The organism is Salmonella sp. SJTUF15591 (genome assembly GCF_043356435.1).
Classification (GTDB): Bacteria; Pseudomonadota; Gammaproteobacteria; order Enterobacterales; family Enterobacteriaceae; genus Salmonella; species Salmonella enterica.
The window spans coordinates 211,843-230,253 of sequence record NZ_JBEUJO010000003.1 but is presented as its reverse complement, the minus strand read 5'-3'; the positions used below and the strand labels follow the sequence as shown (position 1 = coordinate 230,253).

Here is an 18,411-nt window from a genome sequence, read left to right as displayed (position 1 = left end):
TTACCCGGCATTTTTTCCATTTACTTTAGTATTTCCAGGCTATTTCAAATATCATCTTTTCAAATCAATTTGTATCGGAATAGCTCATGACTGAAGCACAAAGACATCAAATACTGCTGGATATGCTGGCACAGTTGGGCTTTGTTACCGTCGAAAACGTGATTGAGCGTCTGGGGATCTCCCCGGCGACAGCGCGCCGCGACATCAACAAGCTCGACGAAAGCGGGAAACTTAAAAAAGTGCGCAACGGCGCAGAGGCCATTACCCAACAGCGGCCCCGCTGGACGCCGATGAATCTGCACCAGGCGCAAAACCACGATGAAAAAGTACGCATCGCGAAAGCGGCGTCGCAGCTGGTAAACCCAGGTGAAAGCGTAGTGATTAACTGCGGCTCCACCGCTTTCCTGCTGGGGCGTGAAATGTGCGGGAAGCCGGTACAGATCATTACCAACTATCTGCCGCTGGCGAATTATCTGATCGATCAAGAGCATGACAGCGTGATTATCATGGGTGGTCAGTATAATAAAAGCCAGTCGATTACCCTGAGCCCGCAGGGAAGTGAAAACAGTCTCTATGCGGGCCACTGGATGTTTACCAGCGGAAAGGGCTTAACCGCGGATGGCCTGTACAAGACCGATATGCTAACCGCCATGGCGGAACAAAAAATGCTCAGCGTCGTCGGGAAACTGGTCGCGCTGGTCGATAGCAGTAAAATTGGCGAGCGCGCGGGAATGCTGTTCAGCCGCGCCGATCAGATCGCTATGCTGATTACCGGCAAAAATGCCAATCCGCAAGTTTTGCAACAGCTTGAAGCCCAGGGTGTAAGCATACTCCGCGTTTAAAGATGCTGTCGGAAAAACGCTACCGTCGCCGACAACGCTTCTGGCGTAATGCGATGCCGCACGCCTGCGGCCCATAAACAGGTCACATGCTTATCCAGCTTCGCCGCGGCGAGTGCCTGCTGGAGCCGGAAGGTTTCGATAGCAGGCACCACGTCATCCTCCTGACCATGCCACAACAGAAGCGGCCTGTCGGCCAGTCGCTCTAACTGGTGTGTGACTTCCCATTCACGTAGCGGCGCGATGATATTGTCGAATTCCGCCTGCTGTGCCGGGTTCTGCGGGGATAACGGCGGGAAAAGCGTCCGGGCAAGCCCGGTAAAATAGCCCGACCCCATTAAACTGGCCCCGCATTTTACCTCACGGTGACGCGTCATAATGCCCAGCGCCGTCATACCGCCCATGGATGCGCCGCCCACCGCCAACCGCCCGTCAAGTAGCCAGTTTTCCGCCTGAATCGCCGCACGTAACGTCGTAAATTCCTGCATGTTTTGGTGCAAAATCTGCCAGAATCGGTGTATTCGTCCCTGTGAGTCGCCGCCGAAGCGAGCGCCATGCTCCGGCGCATCCGGCATCACTACCCGGAATCCTGCCTGTGCCAGGGCAACGGCAAAATAACTATAAACCAGGCTGGAGGAGGTGAAACCATGATAGAACACCACACACGGAAGCGGCACGGCGCGTTTCCCTTCCGGGAAGGCATGTAGTACGACGCCTCCGGCTAATTGTCGTGTTTCAATCGCTATCATTATTCTCTCCTTTTTATCCGGTATGCCACGGAGAAATACTTAACGCAAGTTTATGGATAGCGCAATAATTCATAATGTTTGAGAACTGGGTTACGCTTTCGCAACGTTTTCATTCGAAAATCGCGTGACAGGTAACACTTCGGGAACATTCCCCCTAAAGGGAAATCAATAAGGCATTACACTATGATTATCAGGAAACGAGATAGAGTTATGCGTCGGTTTGCTTCATTGATAGCAGCGCTGTTATTAAGCGCGTGTAGCGTGCTGCAGGGTACGCCGCAACCTGCACCGCCTGTCGCCGATCACCCGCAGGAAATCCGTCGCGATCAAACGCAAGGACTACAGCGGATGGGGACCGTAAGCGCGCTGGTTCGGGGCTCCCCGGATGATGCAATAGATGAAATCAGAGCGAAAGCCGTCGCTGCGAAAGCCGATTATTACGTTATCTTAATGGTTGATGAAACGGTTGTAACCGGCCAGTGGTATTCACAAGCCATTTTGTATCGTCAATAACAGTAGATTGATTTTTAGTCAGTTTTACATTGCTTTGCGCCCCTATGCGTTTACCTGTGCACAATACACAAACAGGTTTACCGTGATGGAGCGTCCTGTTAAATGCGGGGTATGTAATAAGGAGCTGACGATGAAACAAGAACTTGCCTTATCCTCACTGCTGCTTTCTGCCGGACTGGTGAGTACGACGGCACAGTCTGCCGAATTCGCCAGTGCTGACTGCGTAACGGGTCTGAATGAAATCGGCCTGATCTCGGTCAGTAATGTTGCAGGAAACCCACAGGATGTGGAGCGGATTATCGCCCTGAAAGCCGATGAACAGGGTGCGTCCTGGTACAGAATTATTCAAATGTATGAAGAACAACAGTCGGATAACTGGCGCGTACAGGCGATACTCTATGCCTGATGCCGCGTGGCTCGCGCCGGATGGCATGTACTACAGGCCAAACGTTACCGCAGTCCCCCGGTCGCCCTTAACAGTAAATCATTTTGCACCTGGGCAGGCAGCGGCATTTCGCCGCGTGTATCCAGCATCATCTGACACCACGCTTGCGCCAGCGGCGGCGAGGCATGACGCAGCATTTCCGCTCCGCACCCCAGCAAGAAAAGCTGCTGCGTAATCTCTCTGCCCATTGCTTCGTCCGGTTTGCGTAAACGTTGCTGTAGCTGACGTACCGCGCGGTCGTAATGGCGATCCTGACCTTTGACTTCCGCAAAAGCTTCACTCAATACGTCATAGACGCCGTGTTGTTTTGTCAGCACCCGCAGTACATCCAGACACATGATATTGCCGGAACCTTCCCAGATACTGTTCACCGGCATTTCACGGTACAGGCGCGGGAGTTCGCTCTCTTCGCAATACCCCATCCCGCCGAGAACCTCCATCGCCTCAGCCACAAAAGGGATTCCCTGCTTACAGATGGCGAATTTCGCCGCTGGCGTGAATAATCGCGCCCATAATGCCTCTTTCGCCTCGCGACGTTGCTCCCAGGCGCGCGCCAGCCGAAACAAAAGCGCTGTCTGCCCTTCCAGGCATAGCGCCATACGACTTAAGGTTTGTCGCATCAACGGTTGTTCGATCAGCGGCTTACCAAAAGCCTGACGCTGATGAGCATGGTAAATCGCGACTGAAAATGCGCGCCGCATTAAGCCATGACTCCCGAGCGCGCAATCAAGACGCGTCATACCGCCCATCTTTAAGATATGCCGAATCCCTTCGCCCTCTTCTCCCAGCCGCCAGCCAACGGCATCCTGAAACTCGACTTCGGCGCTGGCATTAGATCGATTACCGAGTTTATCTTTCAGGCGCTCAAGACGAACAGAGTTCCGTTGCCCGTCTGGCAGGAAACGCGGCACAAAGAAACAGGATAGTCCTCCTTTTGCCTGCGCCAGCACGAGGTGCGCATCGCTTTGCGGCACAGAGAAAAACCATTTATGTCCCACCAGCCGATATGAATCATCCGCCAGCCGCTCCGCGTGGGTCGTATTACTGAGTACGTCAGATCCGCCCTGCTTTTCCGTCATTCCCATGCCGATGAGCAGGCCCCGTTTTTGCCCGCCCGGCAGCAAATGCGAATCGTAGCGATCGCTGCGCAGCGGCGCCAGCCAGTCATGGAAAGTGGCGGGAAGCATCTGCAATAGCAACGGTGTCGCGGCAAAGGTCATCGTGACAGGACAGAGTGTTCCCGCTTCTACCTGAGCATGTAATACAAAACGCGCCGCCCGGGCGACAAAACTTCCCGCCCTTGCCTCCTCCTCCCAGGCCAGGTTATGTACCCTATTAGCGCAAAGCCCCTGCATCAACAGGTGCCAGGCGGGATGAAAGCGAACGTCATCCAGACGCTGTCCCTGTGGATCGTAACGCAGCAACTCAGGAGGATGCGCGTTCGCCAGACGCCCCAGTTCCAGTGATTCTGCCGTTCCCAGTTGTTGGCCAATGCTGGCGAGAAGATCGCTATCCCATCCCGCGCCTTCCCGGGAAACCGCTTCACACAGCGCGCCATCAGACAGGAATAAGTTACTGTTATTGAGCGGAGCTGGTTGATTAAAAACGGTATGTGTTTGCCAGGACATGGTGTCTCCCTCCTTCAATGGCGCTGAAGTCAAGTATGGTCATGACTGCGCCATTGACGCCGGAGCAAGATCACAAAAGTATGATTAACCGGCAATATAATGTGGGACGAAACGGGAAGTGTCTTTGGTAATTAGCGTATTGTCCTCGCGAATCCCCATCCCGGAGGCTTCATCGTCAATGATCCAACTGCCAATCAGCGTATAGCTATCGCCAAAGCGCGGCAAAGGCTGAAACGCCTGGTAAATCATCGGCTCGTCAGCGTAGTCGCCGTCGGCATGATCGATAACATTTTGCCGCTCGTCGAAAATCGTGACGTTGCCGCCTTCACGTGAATAAATCGGCTTCCGCACGCTGCTTTCACCTGGCGCTGCGAGCGATTTTTCGCCCTCAAACCAGGCCGGCAGCAGATTCGGATGGCCAGGGAAAAAGCGCCACAATAACGGCAACAGCCCTTTGTTACTCAGAATACTTTTCCACAATGGCTCAATCCATTGCTCACGCCGTTTTCGCAACAGCGGGCCGTTGTCGTCGCGCATCATCCACTCCAGCGGGTAGAGCTTAAAGGCGCGGCGAATCACGTTATCGTCCAGATCGGTCAGCACGCCGCCTACGCCAAGCCCCAGTTCTTCAATATAGATAAATCGCGTTTCCTGCCCCGCCTGCTGCGCGCAATCCTGAAGGTACAGCACCGTCGTGCGATCTTCGTCGGTATCTTCACAACAGCAAAAGTAGAGCGGTTCCCGACTGTACAGCTCGCTGAAGCGGGCGATCAGCCGCTCCTGTATCGCGTTGTATTGATCGGCATCACGCGGGATGGCGCCGCTACGACGGGCCTCCTCCAGCCATAGCCATTGAAAGTAGGAGGACTCATAGAGCGACGTCGGCGTATCCGCATTGTATTCCAGCAATTTAACCGGATCTTTGCCGCACCAGACGAAATCCATCCGCCCGTAAAGCGAAGGATCGCGGCTGCGCCAACTTTCGGCGATGACATCCCAGTACAATGGCGGGATCGCCAGCTGCTGCATGATCTGCTCATCCCGGACGGCCCGCTCGACAATCTCCAGACACATCTGATGAAGCTCTGCGGTCGGTTTTTCGATCTGTTCTTCAATTTGCCGTAATGTAAAACGGTAGGCCCGGCTTTCATCCCAGTAAATTTCGTTATCGATAACATGAAAGTCAAAACCGTGATCGCAGGCGATCTTATCCAGATCCCGACGTATCGGTACGTTGTGTCGTAGCATGGTTAGCCTCCCCAGTGCCCGCGGGCGCTGGAAGAACGGCCATAGCCGCCGCGGGAGACGGTGGACGCTTTCCGTGTGATATAACCAGGGCTGGTCGCGGTATCGCTTTTCCCTGTGCCGCTGCGCCACGCATAATCGCCGGATGTGGTGCGCCAGACGGGACGGGAGACATAAGATGAACCGCCGCTGCTATAGATGTATTGTTCATCACGGTTCTGACGAATCGCGCGGCTGAGTAAAAAGCCGCTTAATACCGGAACCCAGCTCCGCTCGGTGATATCAAAGTAGCAATCGCCAAACTGCGACTGACAGCGCTCCTGCGTCAATTGCTTAGGCACATTAGCGTAAAATTCTGTTTTCGCATTATTCCAGCCGTCAGCGCAAACGCTGGCGCTATTGCCATCGTCAATACAGTCGTTCACCGTGGCGTAAAACGTCCCATCGCCGTCGTTGTCACTATTACTGCCATCACCGCACCCTTTCAGGAGAAAAAAGGCCGCTCCGCCCATAATCACCAGCGTCAGGCATTTTGGCGTGTAGCGATTTCGTTGCCGCTCAAAGGGATTGACCGGTTCGGCTATCCGTCTTATTGCCGAATGGCCTACGCCGGATGTGCTTCTGGATTTTCGTTTTTTTGCCATGATCTTCCGTTACCATGTCATACAGGCAGCGTTAAAAATACCGCCAGCCAGCGCTGCGGTTCCCATAAATAGCCCCGCCGCCACGTTGTGATTAATAATTTTTTCGCTCAGCGTAGGCATGTATAACCTTACGCAACCATAAATCAGCAGCTGAATCACCAGCGCAATGCCGCCCCAGGCAAAATAGTCCGGGATACTGACCGAGTTTATCGCCGCGCTGGATAAGGGGATGACATAGCCCAGCAACGTACCGCTAAAGGCCAGCGATGCCGCAGTATTGTTATTTTTTATCAACTGCCATTCATTATGCGGCGTTATCTTTGAGTAAATAAAAAGAAATACAATGACCATTGCCGCGCCAATAAAAAAATAGGCGCAGAAAGCCAGTAATGCGTCCAGTATATGCATAATTTCCCTGTATGTGCTTAACCAATAACCGTCAGTGAAGTGAGCGGGATATCCACGCCGAGGGCGCGTGAAAACACCCATTCAGGCTCACCGCGCTCGTTAAATGATTCTTCCCCGTTCAATAGAAGATACTCCCAGGCGTCATCCGTCACCTGGCGCTGGAAGCCCATCGTAAAATTGTGAACGTCCCATTTCTCTGCCTGCTGATTTTCAACCTTTTCCAGCATGTAGACAGGTTCAATATTGCCCGGCTCTTCATGGTTAAAAAAACGCTGCCAGCGCCGTTCTTGCCAGTTGAGCGTCATCGGCCCTATTGCCGCTGGCGCAATGGCTGAACGCCAGTGACGTTCCTCGTTAATACCGAAACTTTCCTCATATACAAAGAGTTTGATGTCATCAATGTCGTCAACATCCGTGCCGCCAGTGGTGTTAATTTGTAGAAACTCATCGCCAGAGGTGTAGTAGCGAAAAATCTGACTGCCGCCGCCTAAATCTATGCGACTCGCTGCCGCGACAGTGTATTTTTCACCTGGTAGCGCCACCAGCAACGACGACTCCAGTAGCCGGAATGCCAGCGTATCCAGCGTGAAACCGGCGTTAAGATGTAATCCTAATGGTCCGCGAATCGGCGCTGGCGCGCTTGTTTTACCGAGCAAACGCTGAAAAAATTGCATCATAGGGGAACCTCTATCTCTTGCCATGCGACCTCTTCAGCCAGAATGCGATTGTCGTTGGGCATAATGCCATTTGAGATCGCGCATTCATGTGCCGTCTCGTATGAAAGCGACGAAGCTCAGCACGGTAGTGCGCTTTCGCGCTACCGATAACAAAGCAGATACTGCCCGATAAACAGGCCAGGTCAGTCTGGACAAATGCCGCTGGCAGGTTTTGACCATCCATGTAAAGAGCATTACTCGCCTTGTTGACGCTGCAAGCGCGCCAGCACATCCTGGGCGCAGCTTTTGTTGGTTGCGCCAATACCGGCCTGCGCCAGTTTTTCGTCCAGGTCGCGTCCATCGGCGACTTTTTCCAGCTGCGCGGCGGCATCCAGCCGGGCCTGGCGTTCAGCCTGACGCGTTTGTAAACGTTTAAGCGACTCCGCCGCCGTAGACACATTCGACGCGGCTCCGACGGTCGAAGTCGTCACCGCCTGCTGGGCGCGCTGCATGGCTTCTGTCGCCTTAACCACTTCAAGTTGCTGCTCAAACTGCGCAATCTGCTGGCCTGTCGCCGTTACTGCCTTTTCCACCGCATCGCGAGAGGCTTCCAGATTAGTCAGCACCTGTTCTTCGGCAAGAATGGCATTTTCCAGACGGGCTATCTCTTCCGCCACTTCGTTGAGTAAAGCGGCGTCGACATTCTTACTCATTGCCGCCAACGCCCGTGTTTCAAGGCTGGCTTTACGCTCACGTAAATCATTCAGCTTGTCATGGCTTAGCTTCACCCGCGCCAATAAATCCACTCTGGATTTACCTGCTTTATCCAGCTCGGCTTTTGCGTCGCGAATATGCTGCTCCAGCATACGTACACCCTGCGCTTCATCAATGGCTTCTTCTGCCTGAGCAACGAATGATTTACCTAACGTGAACAAACTTTTTAAAATTCCCATGTAAGCCGCCTGTATTATTCCTGTGAATAGACTTGTGTTATTTCAGCGATATCCAACGCATTTTCTACAAGCGTGGTGATTTCCAGCGTCACGTCGGCAAGCGACGAATTTAACGACAACGCGCCAAAAGCGACATAATATTCCTCCTGTTTTACCTGGGTAATACCGACCGAAGACAGCGGTAAAACCTTCTGATTTCTCAGTAAGAAAAGATTAAATTCCGCGGTATCTCTAATCGTATTTACCGGACAGATATAAGTCTCGATAACTATTTGTTGCGAGGTAAATAAAACCGCCAGTGGTAAATCGCCATAATCATTCATTTTTATTATTAATGATGATTCATTATTTTCTATATCAATATCTAATTCGGCGATGTTGTTTAACGCATCCGTCAGCGTCCGTGGAGTCCATGCCATATTTTTATCTCTATCTCATTTTTTATAAATAAAAGAAATTACAGGGTAGGTTTTTCTTTTTATATTACCAGCCAGAGATAAAAAAAAACCATCCATAATCGGATGGTTTTTTCTTAAAAAATACTATTAGCGTCAGGTTCGCTGGCGAACGGCTTCAAACAGACAAATCCCGGTCGCAACAGAGACATTCAGCGACGACACGCTACCGGCCATAGGAATGCTGATCAGCTCATCGCAGTGCTCACGGGTCAGACGACGCATACCTTCACCTTCTGCGCCCATGACCAGCGCCATGCGGCCAGGCATTTTGCTCTGATACAGCGTATGGTCAGCCTCGCCCGCCGTTCCGACAATCCAGATATTCTCTTCCTGCAACATGCGCATCGTGCGCGCCAGGTTGGTGACGCGGATCAATGGCACGCTTTCCGCTGCGCCGCAGGCGACTTTCTTCGCCGTCGCGTTAAGTTGCGCGGAGCGGTCTTTCGGCACGATTACCGCATGTACGCCTGCAGCATCGGCGCTGCGCAGACAGGCGCCAAGATTATGCGGATCGGTGACGCCATCGAGGATCAACAAAAAGGGGCGTTCGTGTAATGCGATCAGATCCGGCAGATCGTTTTCCTGATACTGCCGGCCTGGTTTCACGCGAGCGATAATACCCTGATGCACGGCACCGTCGCTTTTCTCGTCGAGATATTGGCGGTTTGCCAGCTGGATAACCACGCCCTGGGACTCAAGGGCGTGGATCAGCGGCAACAGACGTTTATCTTCACGGCCTTTTAAAATAAAGACTTCCTGAAAACGTTCAGGGGCGCGCTCCAGCAGGGCCTGCACTGCGTGGATGCCGTAAATCATTTCGCTCATTAATGTACTCATTGTTTACGTTTTGCCGGGGGCGCTACGCTTGCCCGGCCTACAGATAATTCACCCTCTTCTGTTTGAAGAGGGTATTGCTCACTCTGCCGCTTTTTTCTTCGCCGCACGCTTCGCTTTGGTCGCTGCGGCTATTTTCTGCGTTTTAGCCGATGGCTTTTTTGCTCTTCTCGCGTCTTTCTTCGCTGCTTTCGGCTTCGCTTTTTTCTCGCCGCGGAAGGCGCTATCAGGCTCGAAGTTAACTTTTTTACCTACCTGACGACGTTTACCGGCGTTTTTACTTTCACCTTTTTTCGCTTTTTCACGCGCCGTTTTGCCGACGTTACGCGGTGCGCGCTCGCTGGAGATCAGGCTAAAGTCAATTTTCCGTTCGTCCATATTCACCGCTTCGACGCGTACCTCGACCCGGTCGCCCAGGCGATATGTCTGCCCGCCGGACTCGCCAATCAGACGTTGCCCTACCTGATCGAAGCGATAGTAATCGTTATCCAGTGAGGAAACGTGTACCAGCCCATCGATAAACAGTTCATCAAGACGGACAAAGAAGCCGAAACCGGTGACGCTGGCAATCACGCCCTTAAAGACGTTGCCTACCTGATCCAGCATAAAGTCACATTTCAGCCAGTCGGAGACATCACGCGTCGCTTCATCAGCGCGGCGTTCCGCCATCGAACAGTGCTGGCCGAGCTGCAACATCTCTTCCATCGAGTAGTGATAACCGCCCGTTTCTGTGGTGTTGCCCTTGTTCCCTTGCTCTTTCGCCAGCAGGTACTTAATGGCGCGGTGCAAAGAAAGATCCGGATAGCGGCGAATCGGCGAGGTAAAGTGCGCATAAGACTGCAACGCCAGGCCAAAGTGCCCGCGGTTTTCCGGATCGTAAATCGCCTGCTTCATTGAACGCAGCAGCATAGTTTGCAGCATTTCGGCGTCCGGCCGGTCGGCAATCGATTCAAGCAGTTCGGCATAATCGCGCGGTTCCGGTTTGTTTCCGCCCGGAAGCTCCAACCCCAGCTCCGCCAGTACGGAGCGGAATGAGGTGATCGCTTCGGTGGTGGGCTTATCATGAATACGGAATAACGCCGGCTCTTTAGCTTTTTCGACAAAGCGCGCCGCCGAGATATTCGCCATGATCATGCACTCTTCGATAAGCTTATGCGCGTCATTACGCTGGGTCTGTTCGATACGCTCAATGCGACGCTCGGCGTTAAAGATAAACTTCGCCTCTTCGCTCTCAAACGAGATCCCCCCGCGCTCTTCACGCGCTTTATCCAGCACTTTGTAGAGGTTGTGCAGCTCTTCAATATGCTTCACCAGCGGCGCATATTGTTCACGCAGATCCTGATCGCCCTGCAGCATATGCCAGACTTTGGTATAGGTCAGACGCGCATGGGAGCTCATCACCGCTTCATAGAATTTGTAGCCGGTCAGCCGACCTTTCGCCGAGATGGTCATTTCACAGACCATACACAGCCTGTCAACCTGCGGGTTTAGCGAACACAGGCCGTTGGAGAGCACCTCCGGCAACATTGGGACAACCTGTGACGGGAAGTAAACCGACGTACCGCGATTGCGCGCCTCGCGATCCAACGGCGTTGGCGGCCGTACATAATAGCTCACGTCAGCAATAGCGACCCACAAACGCCAGCCGCCGCCGCGTTTTTTCTCACAGTAAACCGCGTCGTCAAAGTCACGGGCATCTTCGCCATCAATCGTGACCAGCGGCAAATCGCGCAGATCGACACGACCGACTTTCGCCTCTTCCGGCACCTCTTCTTTCAGCCCGGCGACCTGCTGCTCTACCGCCTGCGGCCAGATGTAAGGTATTTCATGGGTACGCAGCGCCATATCAACCGCCATACCGGTGCCCATATTGTCGCCCAGCACTTCGACGATTTTCCCTACCGCTTTAGTACGGCGAGTTGGACGTTGGGTCAGTTCAACCACGACCACGAACCCCATCCGCGCGCCCATGACGTCTTCTGGCGGGATAAGAATGTCGAAGCTGAGACGGCTGTCGTCCGGCACTACAAAGCCGACGCCCGCATCGGTGAAATAACGCCCGACTATCTGACTGGTTTTCGGTACCAGTACACGGACGATACGCGCTTCGCGGCGACCTTTACGATCGGCGCCCAGCGGCTGCGCCAGCACCTGATCGCCATGAATACAGGTTTTCATCTGCTCGCTGGAAAGATACAGATCGTCTTTGCGGCCTTCGACACGTAAGAAACCGTAACCATCACGATGACCGATCACGGTGCCTTTCAGCAGGTCGAGGCGTTCCGGCAGCGCATAGCACTGGCGGCGGGTAAAGACCAGTTGTCCGTCGCGCTCCATCGCGCGCAGGCGGCGACGCAAGGCTTCAAGCTGCTCTTCGCCTTCAATATTCAGTTCTACGGCCAGTTCTTCGCGACTGGCCGGTTTTTCACGTTTCGTTAAATGTTCGAGGATAAATTCCCGGCTCGGGATAGGATTCGCGTATTTTTCTGCTTCGCGTTCCTGGAAAGGATCTTGTGACATTGAGGTTCCTCCATTGTCATCTCTAATGAAGTTTACTTCACTCCACCAGTAATAATTTATAAAGCGGTTGATTCTCTTCAACCAAATCGGCAAGCGTGTAGTTATCCAGCTCCTTGAGAAAACTCTGCACGGCCTTAGAAAGCGCCTGTTTCAGACGACAGGCAGGGGTGATGTGGCAAAATTCGCTGCTACAGTTGACCAGTGATAAGGGTTCCAGCTCACGCACCACATCGCCAATACAAATAGTATTAGCCGGTTTACCCAGGCGGATACCGCCATTTTTTCCCCGAACGGCAGTGACAAAGCCCGCCCGGCTAAGCTGATTGATAATTTTGACCATATGATTACGGGACACGCCGTAGACTTCTGTCACCTCAGAAATGCTGGTCATTCGTCCATCTGGTAACGACGCCATATAGATTAGCGCACGTAAGCCGTAATCGGTGAAACTCGTTAACTGCACATCAACCTCAGGAAAAGGGAAAACGGGATATAACTTATCTGTATTGATGATAAACCAGCCACCTGTCAGGCTGCTAATTTATTTCGGTTCAGGAAGGAAAAAAGCGGGGAACAATGACGCATTTGAGCCGTAGGGTGATGCAAAGCATCTTATCCGGCTAACAAATGCGTACTCATCATAGACCCGGTAAGCGTAGCGTTACCGGGCATCATCCATCAATTACGCGTCGAACGGATCGCGCAGAATCATCGTCTCAGTACGATCGGGGCCGGTAGAAATAATATCAATCGGCACGCCGGTCAGTTCTTCGATACGCTTGATGTAGTTCAGTGCCGCCTGCGGCAGACCGCTACGATCTTTCACGCCGAAGGTGGATTCAGACCAGCCCGGCATAGTTTCGTAAATCGGCTCTACACCTTTCCAGTCGTCAGCTGCCAGCGGAGTGGTAGTCACTTCGCGGCCATCCGGCATACGATAAGCCACGCAGAGTTTCACCTCTTTCAGGCCATCCAGCACGTCCAGTTTGGTCAGGCAGAAGCCAGACAGGGAGTTCAGCTGTACCGCACGACGAACGGCAACGGTGTCCAGCCAGCCGGTACGACGACGACGGCCGGTAGTAGCGCCGTATTCGTTACCCTGCTTGCAGAGGAACTCGCCGGTTTCATCAAACAGTTCGGTCGGGAACGGACCTGCACCTACACGAGTGGAGTAAGCTTTGAGGATACCCAGAACGTAATCAACATAACGCGGGCCCAGGCCGGAACCGGTCGCCACGCCACCTGCTGTGGTGTTAGAAGAAGTTACGTACGGATAAGTACCGTGGTCGATATCCAGCAGGGTACCCTGCGCACCTTCAAACATGACGAAATCGCCACGCTGACGCGCCTGGTCGAGCAGGTCCGAAACGTCAACAACCATAGAAGTCAGGATGTCGGCAACAGCCATCGTATCATCCAGAACTTTCTGGTAATCAACAGCTTCAGCTTTGTAGTAGTTAACCAACTGGAAGTTGTGATATTCCATCACTTCTTTCAGTTTTTCAGCGAAGGTTTCTTTGTCGAAAAGGTCACCAACACGCAGACCGCGACGTGCCACTTTATCTTCATAAGCAGGCCCGATTCCACGACCGGTGGTGCCGATCGCTTTCGCGCCACGCGCTTTCTCACGCGCGTTATCCAGCGCAACGTGATAATCAAGGATCAGCGGACAGGCTTCAGACAGCAGCAGACGCTCACGAACGGGGATGCCACGGTCTTCCAGTTCTTTCATCTCTTTCATCAGCGCGCTCGGAGACAGCACAACACCGTTACCGATGATGCTGGTTACATTCTCGCGAAGAATACCTGATGGAATAAGATGGAGAACGGTTTTTTCACCGTTGATTACGAGAGTATGGCCTGCGTTGTGACCGCCCTGGTAGCGTACAACATATTTAGCCCGTTCAGTCAGAAGATCGACGATCTTTCCTTTACCTTCGTCACCCCATTGGGTGCCCAGTACGACGACGTTGTTACCCATTTTTCAAAATCACCGTTTGCTTAAAAATGGATTCTACCATCGCTTTTTCAGATATACAGCACTTTTTGCACTCAATATGCGGCAAATCCGACCACTTTTTGCTCAGCCAATCGTTTTCCTCAACATGTAGTAGACCACAACTCCCGCGACCACAAGTCCGCCGCCGAAACGACGTAAAACATTTTCCGGCAGTTGCGCCAGTGCCGAAACCATTTTTTTCCATGCGCCGGGATACAGCATCGGTCCCAGCCCTTCGAGGACTAATACCAGAGCAAGCGCCAACCAGATTGTTGAATTCATTTATCGCCCTTATAAAAGAAAACCACCGGCATCCTTTGGATGCGGTGGTTTTGCTGGTCTAAAACCGCTGACGCTATTTTAGCGTGTCGTCGAACTCGGTGTCTTCATGTAGCGGAAGAAATCGCTGTCCGGGCTCAATACCATCACGTCCTGATTACCTTCGAAGCTCTTCTCGTAAGCGCGCAGACTACGAATGAACGCGTAGAAATCAGGGTCCTGACTGAACGCGTCGGCAAACAGCTTCGCGGCTTCAGCATCACCTTCACCACGCATGATACGCCCCTGACGCTCGGCTTCCGCCAGAGTTTTCGTCACCTCATAGTCAGCAGCCGCACGCAGTTTTTCCGCTTCTTCCTGACCTTGTGAACGATGACGACGCGCGACCGCTTCACGCTCGGCGCGCATACGGTTGTAAATCGCCTCAGAAACCTCGGTCGGCAGGTTGATCTGCTTAATACGCACATCGACCACTTCGATACCCAACGCCGCCATACTGTTCGGGTTGATGACCGGTACTTTACCTTTGGTTTCCGCCGTGACGCGTTCCGCCGCTTCGGCAATCGCGTCATCCGCCGCCGGGGTCGCCACTTCATCATCGGTACCGGCTGAACCGGAGTTCAGCGCGTCGCGCACTTCCAGAGTCAGACGACCACGAGAATCGGTCACGATGTCTTTTACGTCCAGGCGACCAATCTCAGAACGCAAACGGTCCGAGAATTTACGTTTTAGCAGCACTTCGGCTTGCGAAATATCGCCGCCGCCGGTCGCCAGATAGTAACGGCTAAAGTCGCTGATACGCCATTTGATGTAGGAGTCGACAATCAGGTCTTTCTTCTCTTTAGTCACAAAGCGATCGGCCTGGTTATCCATCGTCTGGATACGCGCATCAAGCATTTTCACTGATTCAATAAACGGGATCTTAAAGTGCAGACCCGGCGCGTAAACCAGCGGTTTGTTCTCATCGTCACGCAGAACTTTACCAAAACGCAGCGTAATGCCGCGCTCGCCCTCTTTGACCACAAAGACGGACATGTAGAGCACTACCAGCACGATGATGATAATCGCAATAACTGACTTACGCATCGTTATTCCCCCTGACGCTGGTAGTCGTTACGCTGCGCATTCGCGCGGCGTTGGTCCATAATATCGCCCTGATTTGAGGACGACGTGTTGCTTGCTCCGCTGGCGTTAGACTTTGTGGACGGCGGCAGGCGCAGCAGGTTGCTGGCGCTATTGTCGCTCTTTGCCGCCGGCGCATTCCCGCCTTTCAGCATCTGATCTAACGGCAGCACCATTAAATTACCGCTCTTGTCGTTAACCAGTACTTTACGGGTATGGCTCAGCACTTTTTCCATCGTTTCAATATACAGACGCTCGCGTGTAATCTGCGGCGCGGCTTTATATTCCGGCAAAATCTTCGCAAACCGGGCGACTTCGCCCTGCGCTTCCAGGATAGTCTGGGTTTTATAGGCGCGTGCCTCTTCCAGAATACGCTGCGCCTGACCGTTGGCGCGCGGCTGAACTTCGTTGGTATACGCTTCCGCTTCACGAATGTACTGCTGCTCGTTTTCACGTGCGGCAATCGCGTCGTCAAAGGCGGCTTTCACCTCTTCCGGCGGACGCGCGGCCTGGAAGTTCACATCCAGCAGGGTAATCCCCATGTTGTACGGTTTGATAGTCTCTTCCAGCTCGCGTTGGGTATCGCTACGAATAACGGTACGACCTTCGGTCAGGATGCGATCCATCGTGTATTTACCAATGACGCCACGCAGCGCGCTGTCGGTGGCCTGACGCAGGCTATCGTCCGGGCTGGTCACGCTAAACAGATATTTCTGCGGATCGGTGACGCGGTATTGCACGTTCATTTCAACGCGCACGACGTTTTCATCAGACGTCAGCATCACGCCTGACGCCGCCAGTTCGCGCACCGCTTCGACGTTCACCGGCGTGACGTCGTCAATAAATGTCGGCTTCCAGTTCAGACCTGGCTCTACCAGATGGCTGAATTTACCAAAACGCGTCACAACGCCGCGCTCGGCTTCTTTAATGGTATAAAAACCGCTGGCCGCCCAGATAATGACTACTGCCGCCGCGGCGATGGCGACAATACGGCCTCCCAGTTGCGGACGCGGGCCTTGCGATGAGCTACCGCCGCCGGAACCGGTGCCTTTACCGCCCCCAAAACCACCGAGTTTTTTACTCAGCTTACGGAAGATATCATCCAGATCGGGAGGTCCCTGATCGCGGCCACCTTTGTTTCCATTTCCCCCAGAGTTGCTGCCAGGTTTGCTGCTTCCCCACGGGTCGCGGTCCTGTCCGTTATTACCGGGCTGATTCCACGCCATGTTTGTGCTCCATATTTGTTATGCGGTGATCCCCGTTGTCTTTCGACCTCAGAGGATAAGGCGAAATTACTCCATGCTTCAGACGAACCGCCGTTACAGACATCATCTTTCAGGCTGCGTCCTGAGTGGCGGCTTTTTTACTCCAGGTTACTTCGTTGTGAGCTCCTGAAATTCTCTCAGCTACCGCTTCAATACGACCTGAATGACTTCGCGTCTAGATCACGTATTCGATCAACGCCGGTTCTTGTTTACAGAGGCGACGCCAGTCGACAATCGGCATTCGTACCTGCAGACTGACGCTACCGTCTTCCTCCATCCACTCTTTTTCTATTGCCTGAAGCTGATAAAACCGGCTTCTCAGACGCCCTTCCTGCGGAGGCAAACGCAGCGTATGCTGCGCCACCTCGCCGGAAAGACGCTCCGTCAAAGCCTGAAAAAGCTGTGGTATCCCCACGCCGCTTTGCGCTGAAAGCCAAACGCGGATGGGTTTATTCTCTTCATCTCTGTCGATACGCGGTTCAAAGTCGTCCAGCATATCGATTTTGTTCATCACCATTAAGGTGGGGATTTCGTGAGCGTCAATCTCTTCAAGAACGGTGTTTACCGCCTCGATGTTTTCCTGCACACGAACATCCGCCGCATCGACCACATGCAGCAGCAGCGTCGCCTGACGCGTCTCCTGCAGGGTAGCTTTAAAGGCAGCCACCAGGTCGTGCGGTAAATGGCGGATAAAGCCTACCGTATCCGCCAGAACGGTTTCACCGACATCCGCTACATCAATACGACGTAACGTGGGGTCCAGCGTCGCAAATAGCTGATCTGCCGCATAGACCCGCGCTTCAGTGATCTGATTAAAAAGGGTGGATTTTCCGGCGTTGGTATAGCCCACCAGCGATACCGTCGGAACGTCGGCCTTGATGCGCGACTGCCGCCCCTGCTCACGTTGCTTCTCAACCTTCTCCAGGCGCGACTGAATTTGCACAATGCGATTACGCAGTAAACGACGGTCGGTTTCGAGCTGGGTTTCACCCGGACCGCGCAAACCAATCCCGCCTTTCTGACGTTCAAGGTGGGTCCAGCCACGCACCAGACGCGTAGCCAGATGGCGTAGCTGCGCCAGCTCAACCTGCAACTTACCTTCATGGGTACGCGCACGTTGGGCAAAAATATCTAAGATAAGACCGGTGCGATCGATAACCCGGCACTCGCACAAACGCTCCAGGTTTCGCTCCTGGGCTGGACTCAATGCATGATCAAACAATACGACCGCTGCGCCAGTCGCTTTCACGGCTTCCGCAATTTCAACTGCCTTACCTTCACCTACAAAGTACTTCGGGTGCGGTGCTTTACGGCTACCGGTAATCACCTGCATTGCTTCGACACCGGCGGAAGAGACCAGAGATTCAAACTCCTGGAGGTCTTCCATATCTTTGTCTTGCGAAAAATAGATGTGTACCAGTACCGCCTGCTCACCGGCATCATAACGGTCAAACAAGCGTAAACCCTCTTAATAACCAGCGGGGGCGATTATCCGACGCCCCCGACATGGATAAACAGCGCGTGAACTTATTCAGTCTCTTCGCTGTCCTGTTGCGCAGTAGAACCCTGCGCGTTGCTACCGTGATGGTAGTTATTGCTGGCGCCGCCACCGGCATTGTTGCTGTGATGGGAAACCGGGCGAGACGGGACAACAGTAGAAATCGCGTGCTTATAAACCATCTGGCTGACCGTGTTCTTCAACAGGATCACGAACTGATCAAAGGACTCGATTTGACCTTGCAGCTTAATACCATTCACCAAATAAATAGAAACTGGAACACGTTCCCGACGCAATGCGTTCAGGAACGGATCTTGTAAAGATTGCCCCTTAGCCATTCTCTTTTCCTTATATGC

General features: G+C 53.2%; 20 protein-coding genes and 1 pseudogene. 3 read left to right on the top strand and 18 right to left on the bottom strand.

Going from position 1 to position 18,411, the window contains the following annotated elements:
* The first annotated feature begins 86 nt into the window (after positions 1–86).
* Positions 87–842: an HTH-type transcriptional regulator UlaR gene (ulaR, locus tag ABVM99_RS08585; RefSeq protein WP_000133618.1), complete on the top strand. Its 756-nt coding sequence runs from the start codon at positions 87–89 to the stop codon at positions 840–842.
* On the opposite strand, the gene yjfP is transcribed toward ulaR, so the two are convergent.
* Positions 839–1,588 carry an esterase gene (gene yjfP / locus ABVM99_RS08580; protein WP_000560303.1) on the bottom strand — a complete coding sequence of 250 codons (750 nt, stop codon included), beginning with the start codon at positions 1,586–1,588 and terminating at the stop codon, positions 839–841. The genes ulaR and yjfP overlap by 4 nt on opposite strands.
* A 183-nt stretch (positions 1,589–1,771) precedes the next feature.
* Here yjfP and bsmA point away from each other — a divergent pair, with 183 nt between their 5' ends.
* Together bsmA and yjfN are read left to right on the top strand one after the other, a co-directional pair.
* Positions 1,772–2,101: a biofilm peroxide resistance protein BsmA gene (gene bsmA, locus ABVM99_RS08575; protein WP_000586836.1), complete on the top strand. Its 330-nt coding sequence runs from the start codon at positions 1,772–1,774 to the stop codon at positions 2,099–2,101.
* 130 nt (positions 2,102–2,231) lie between these two features.
* Positions 2,232–2,507 carry a DUF1471 family protease activator YjfN gene (gene yjfN / locus ABVM99_RS08570; RefSeq protein ID WP_001518964.1) on the top strand — a complete coding sequence of 92 codons (276 nt, stop codon included), beginning with the start codon at positions 2,232–2,234 and terminating at the stop codon, positions 2,505–2,507.
* Between the two features lie 44 nt (positions 2,508–2,551).
* Here yjfN and ABVM99_RS08565 read toward each other — a convergent pair whose 3' ends face one another.
* From ABVM99_RS08565 to hfq, 17 genes and pseudogenes are all read right to left on the bottom strand, one after another.
* Positions 2,552–4,174, bottom strand: coding sequence for an isovaleryl-CoA dehydrogenase (locus ABVM99_RS08565; protein WP_000118964.1), 1,623 nt, complete (start codon positions 4,172–4,174; stop codon positions 2,552–2,554).
* Between the two features lie 84 nt (positions 4,175–4,258).
* Positions 4,259–5,422, bottom strand: coding sequence for a glutathionylspermidine synthase family protein (locus ABVM99_RS08560; RefSeq protein ID WP_023195859.1), 1,164 nt, complete (start codon positions 5,420–5,422; stop codon positions 4,259–4,261).
* Positions 5,423–5,424: 2 nt separating this feature from the next.
* Complete coding sequence (locus ABVM99_RS08555; RefSeq protein ID WP_023195858.1) at positions 5,425–6,063, bottom strand: DUF1190 domain-containing protein; 639 nt, start codon at positions 6,061–6,063, stop codon at positions 5,425–5,427.
* Between the two features lie 9 nt (positions 6,064–6,072).
* Positions 6,073–6,471 (bottom strand): DUF350 domain-containing protein, encoded by a 399-nt coding sequence (locus tag ABVM99_RS08550; RefSeq protein WP_000547738.1) that lies wholly within the window; start codon positions 6,469–6,471, stop codon positions 6,073–6,075.
* 17 nt (positions 6,472–6,488) lie between these two features.
* Positions 6,489–7,172: a YjfK family protein gene (locus tag ABVM99_RS08545; RefSeq protein WP_000090290.1), complete on the bottom strand. Its 684-nt coding sequence runs from the start codon at positions 7,170–7,172 to the stop codon at positions 6,489–6,491.
* 122 nt (positions 7,173–7,294) lie between these two features.
* Positions 7,295–7,382: pseudogene (locus ABVM99_RS08540) on the bottom strand (hypothetical protein); the annotation flags it as partial.
* Positions 7,382–8,080 (bottom strand): PspA/IM30 family protein, encoded by a 699-nt coding sequence (locus ABVM99_RS08535; protein ID WP_052938285.1) that lies wholly within the window; start codon positions 8,078–8,080, stop codon positions 7,382–7,384. The pseudogene ABVM99_RS08540 and the gene ABVM99_RS08535, both read right to left, overlap by 1 nt.
* A 14-nt stretch (positions 8,081–8,094) precedes the next feature.
* A complete protein-coding gene (locus tag ABVM99_RS08530) occupies positions 8,095–8,499 on the bottom strand; it encodes a YjfI family protein (RefSeq protein ID WP_023195856.1) in 405 nt (134 codons plus the stop codon).
* A 132-nt stretch (positions 8,500–8,631) separates the two neighbouring features.
* The gene (gene rlmB, locus ABVM99_RS08525; RefSeq protein WP_001293277.1) at positions 8,632–9,363 is read right to left on the bottom strand and encodes a 23S rRNA (guanosine(2251)-2'-O)-methyltransferase RlmB; all 732 of its coding nucleotides are present in this window, start codon (positions 9,361–9,363) and stop codon (positions 8,632–8,634) included.
* Positions 9,364–9,453: 90 nt separating this feature from the next.
* Positions 9,454–11,892, bottom strand: coding sequence for a ribonuclease R (rnr, locus tag ABVM99_RS08520; protein WP_023203308.1), 2,439 nt, complete (start codon positions 11,890–11,892; stop codon positions 9,454–9,456).
* Between the two features lie 37 nt (positions 11,893–11,929).
* Positions 11,930–12,355 (bottom strand): nitric oxide-sensing transcriptional repressor NsrR, encoded by a 426-nt coding sequence (gene nsrR / locus ABVM99_RS08515; protein WP_001177632.1) that lies wholly within the window; start codon positions 12,353–12,355, stop codon positions 11,930–11,932.
* A 219-nt stretch (positions 12,356–12,574) separates the two neighbouring features.
* Complete coding sequence (purA, locus tag ABVM99_RS08510) at positions 12,575–13,873, bottom strand: adenylosuccinate synthase (protein WP_000527972.1); 1,299 nt, start codon at positions 13,871–13,873, stop codon at positions 12,575–12,577.
* Positions 13,874–13,975: 102 nt separating this feature from the next.
* Complete coding sequence (locus ABVM99_RS08505; protein WP_001089290.1) at positions 13,976–14,173, bottom strand: DUF2065 family protein; 198 nt, start codon at positions 14,171–14,173, stop codon at positions 13,976–13,978.
* 78 nt (positions 14,174–14,251) lie between these two features.
* Positions 14,252–15,256 (bottom strand): protease modulator HflC, encoded by a 1,005-nt coding sequence (hflC, locus tag ABVM99_RS08500; protein ID WP_001232417.1) that lies wholly within the window; start codon positions 15,254–15,256, stop codon positions 14,252–14,254.
* Between the two features lie 2 nt (positions 15,257–15,258).
* Entirely contained in the window at positions 15,259–16,518 is a 1,260-nt protein-coding gene (hflK, locus tag ABVM99_RS08495; protein ID WP_000312505.1) for an FtsH protease activity modulator HflK, read from the bottom strand.
* A 214-nt stretch (positions 16,519–16,732) separates the two neighbouring features.
* Entirely contained in the window at positions 16,733–18,013 is a 1,281-nt protein-coding gene (gene hflX, locus ABVM99_RS08490; protein ID WP_000460338.1) for a ribosome rescue GTPase HflX, read from the bottom strand.
* 71 nt (positions 18,014–18,084) lie between these two features.
* Entirely contained in the window at positions 18,085–18,393 is a 309-nt protein-coding gene (hfq, locus tag ABVM99_RS08485; protein WP_001051875.1) for an RNA chaperone Hfq, read from the bottom strand.
* Positions 18,394–18,411: the final 18 nt, after the last annotated feature.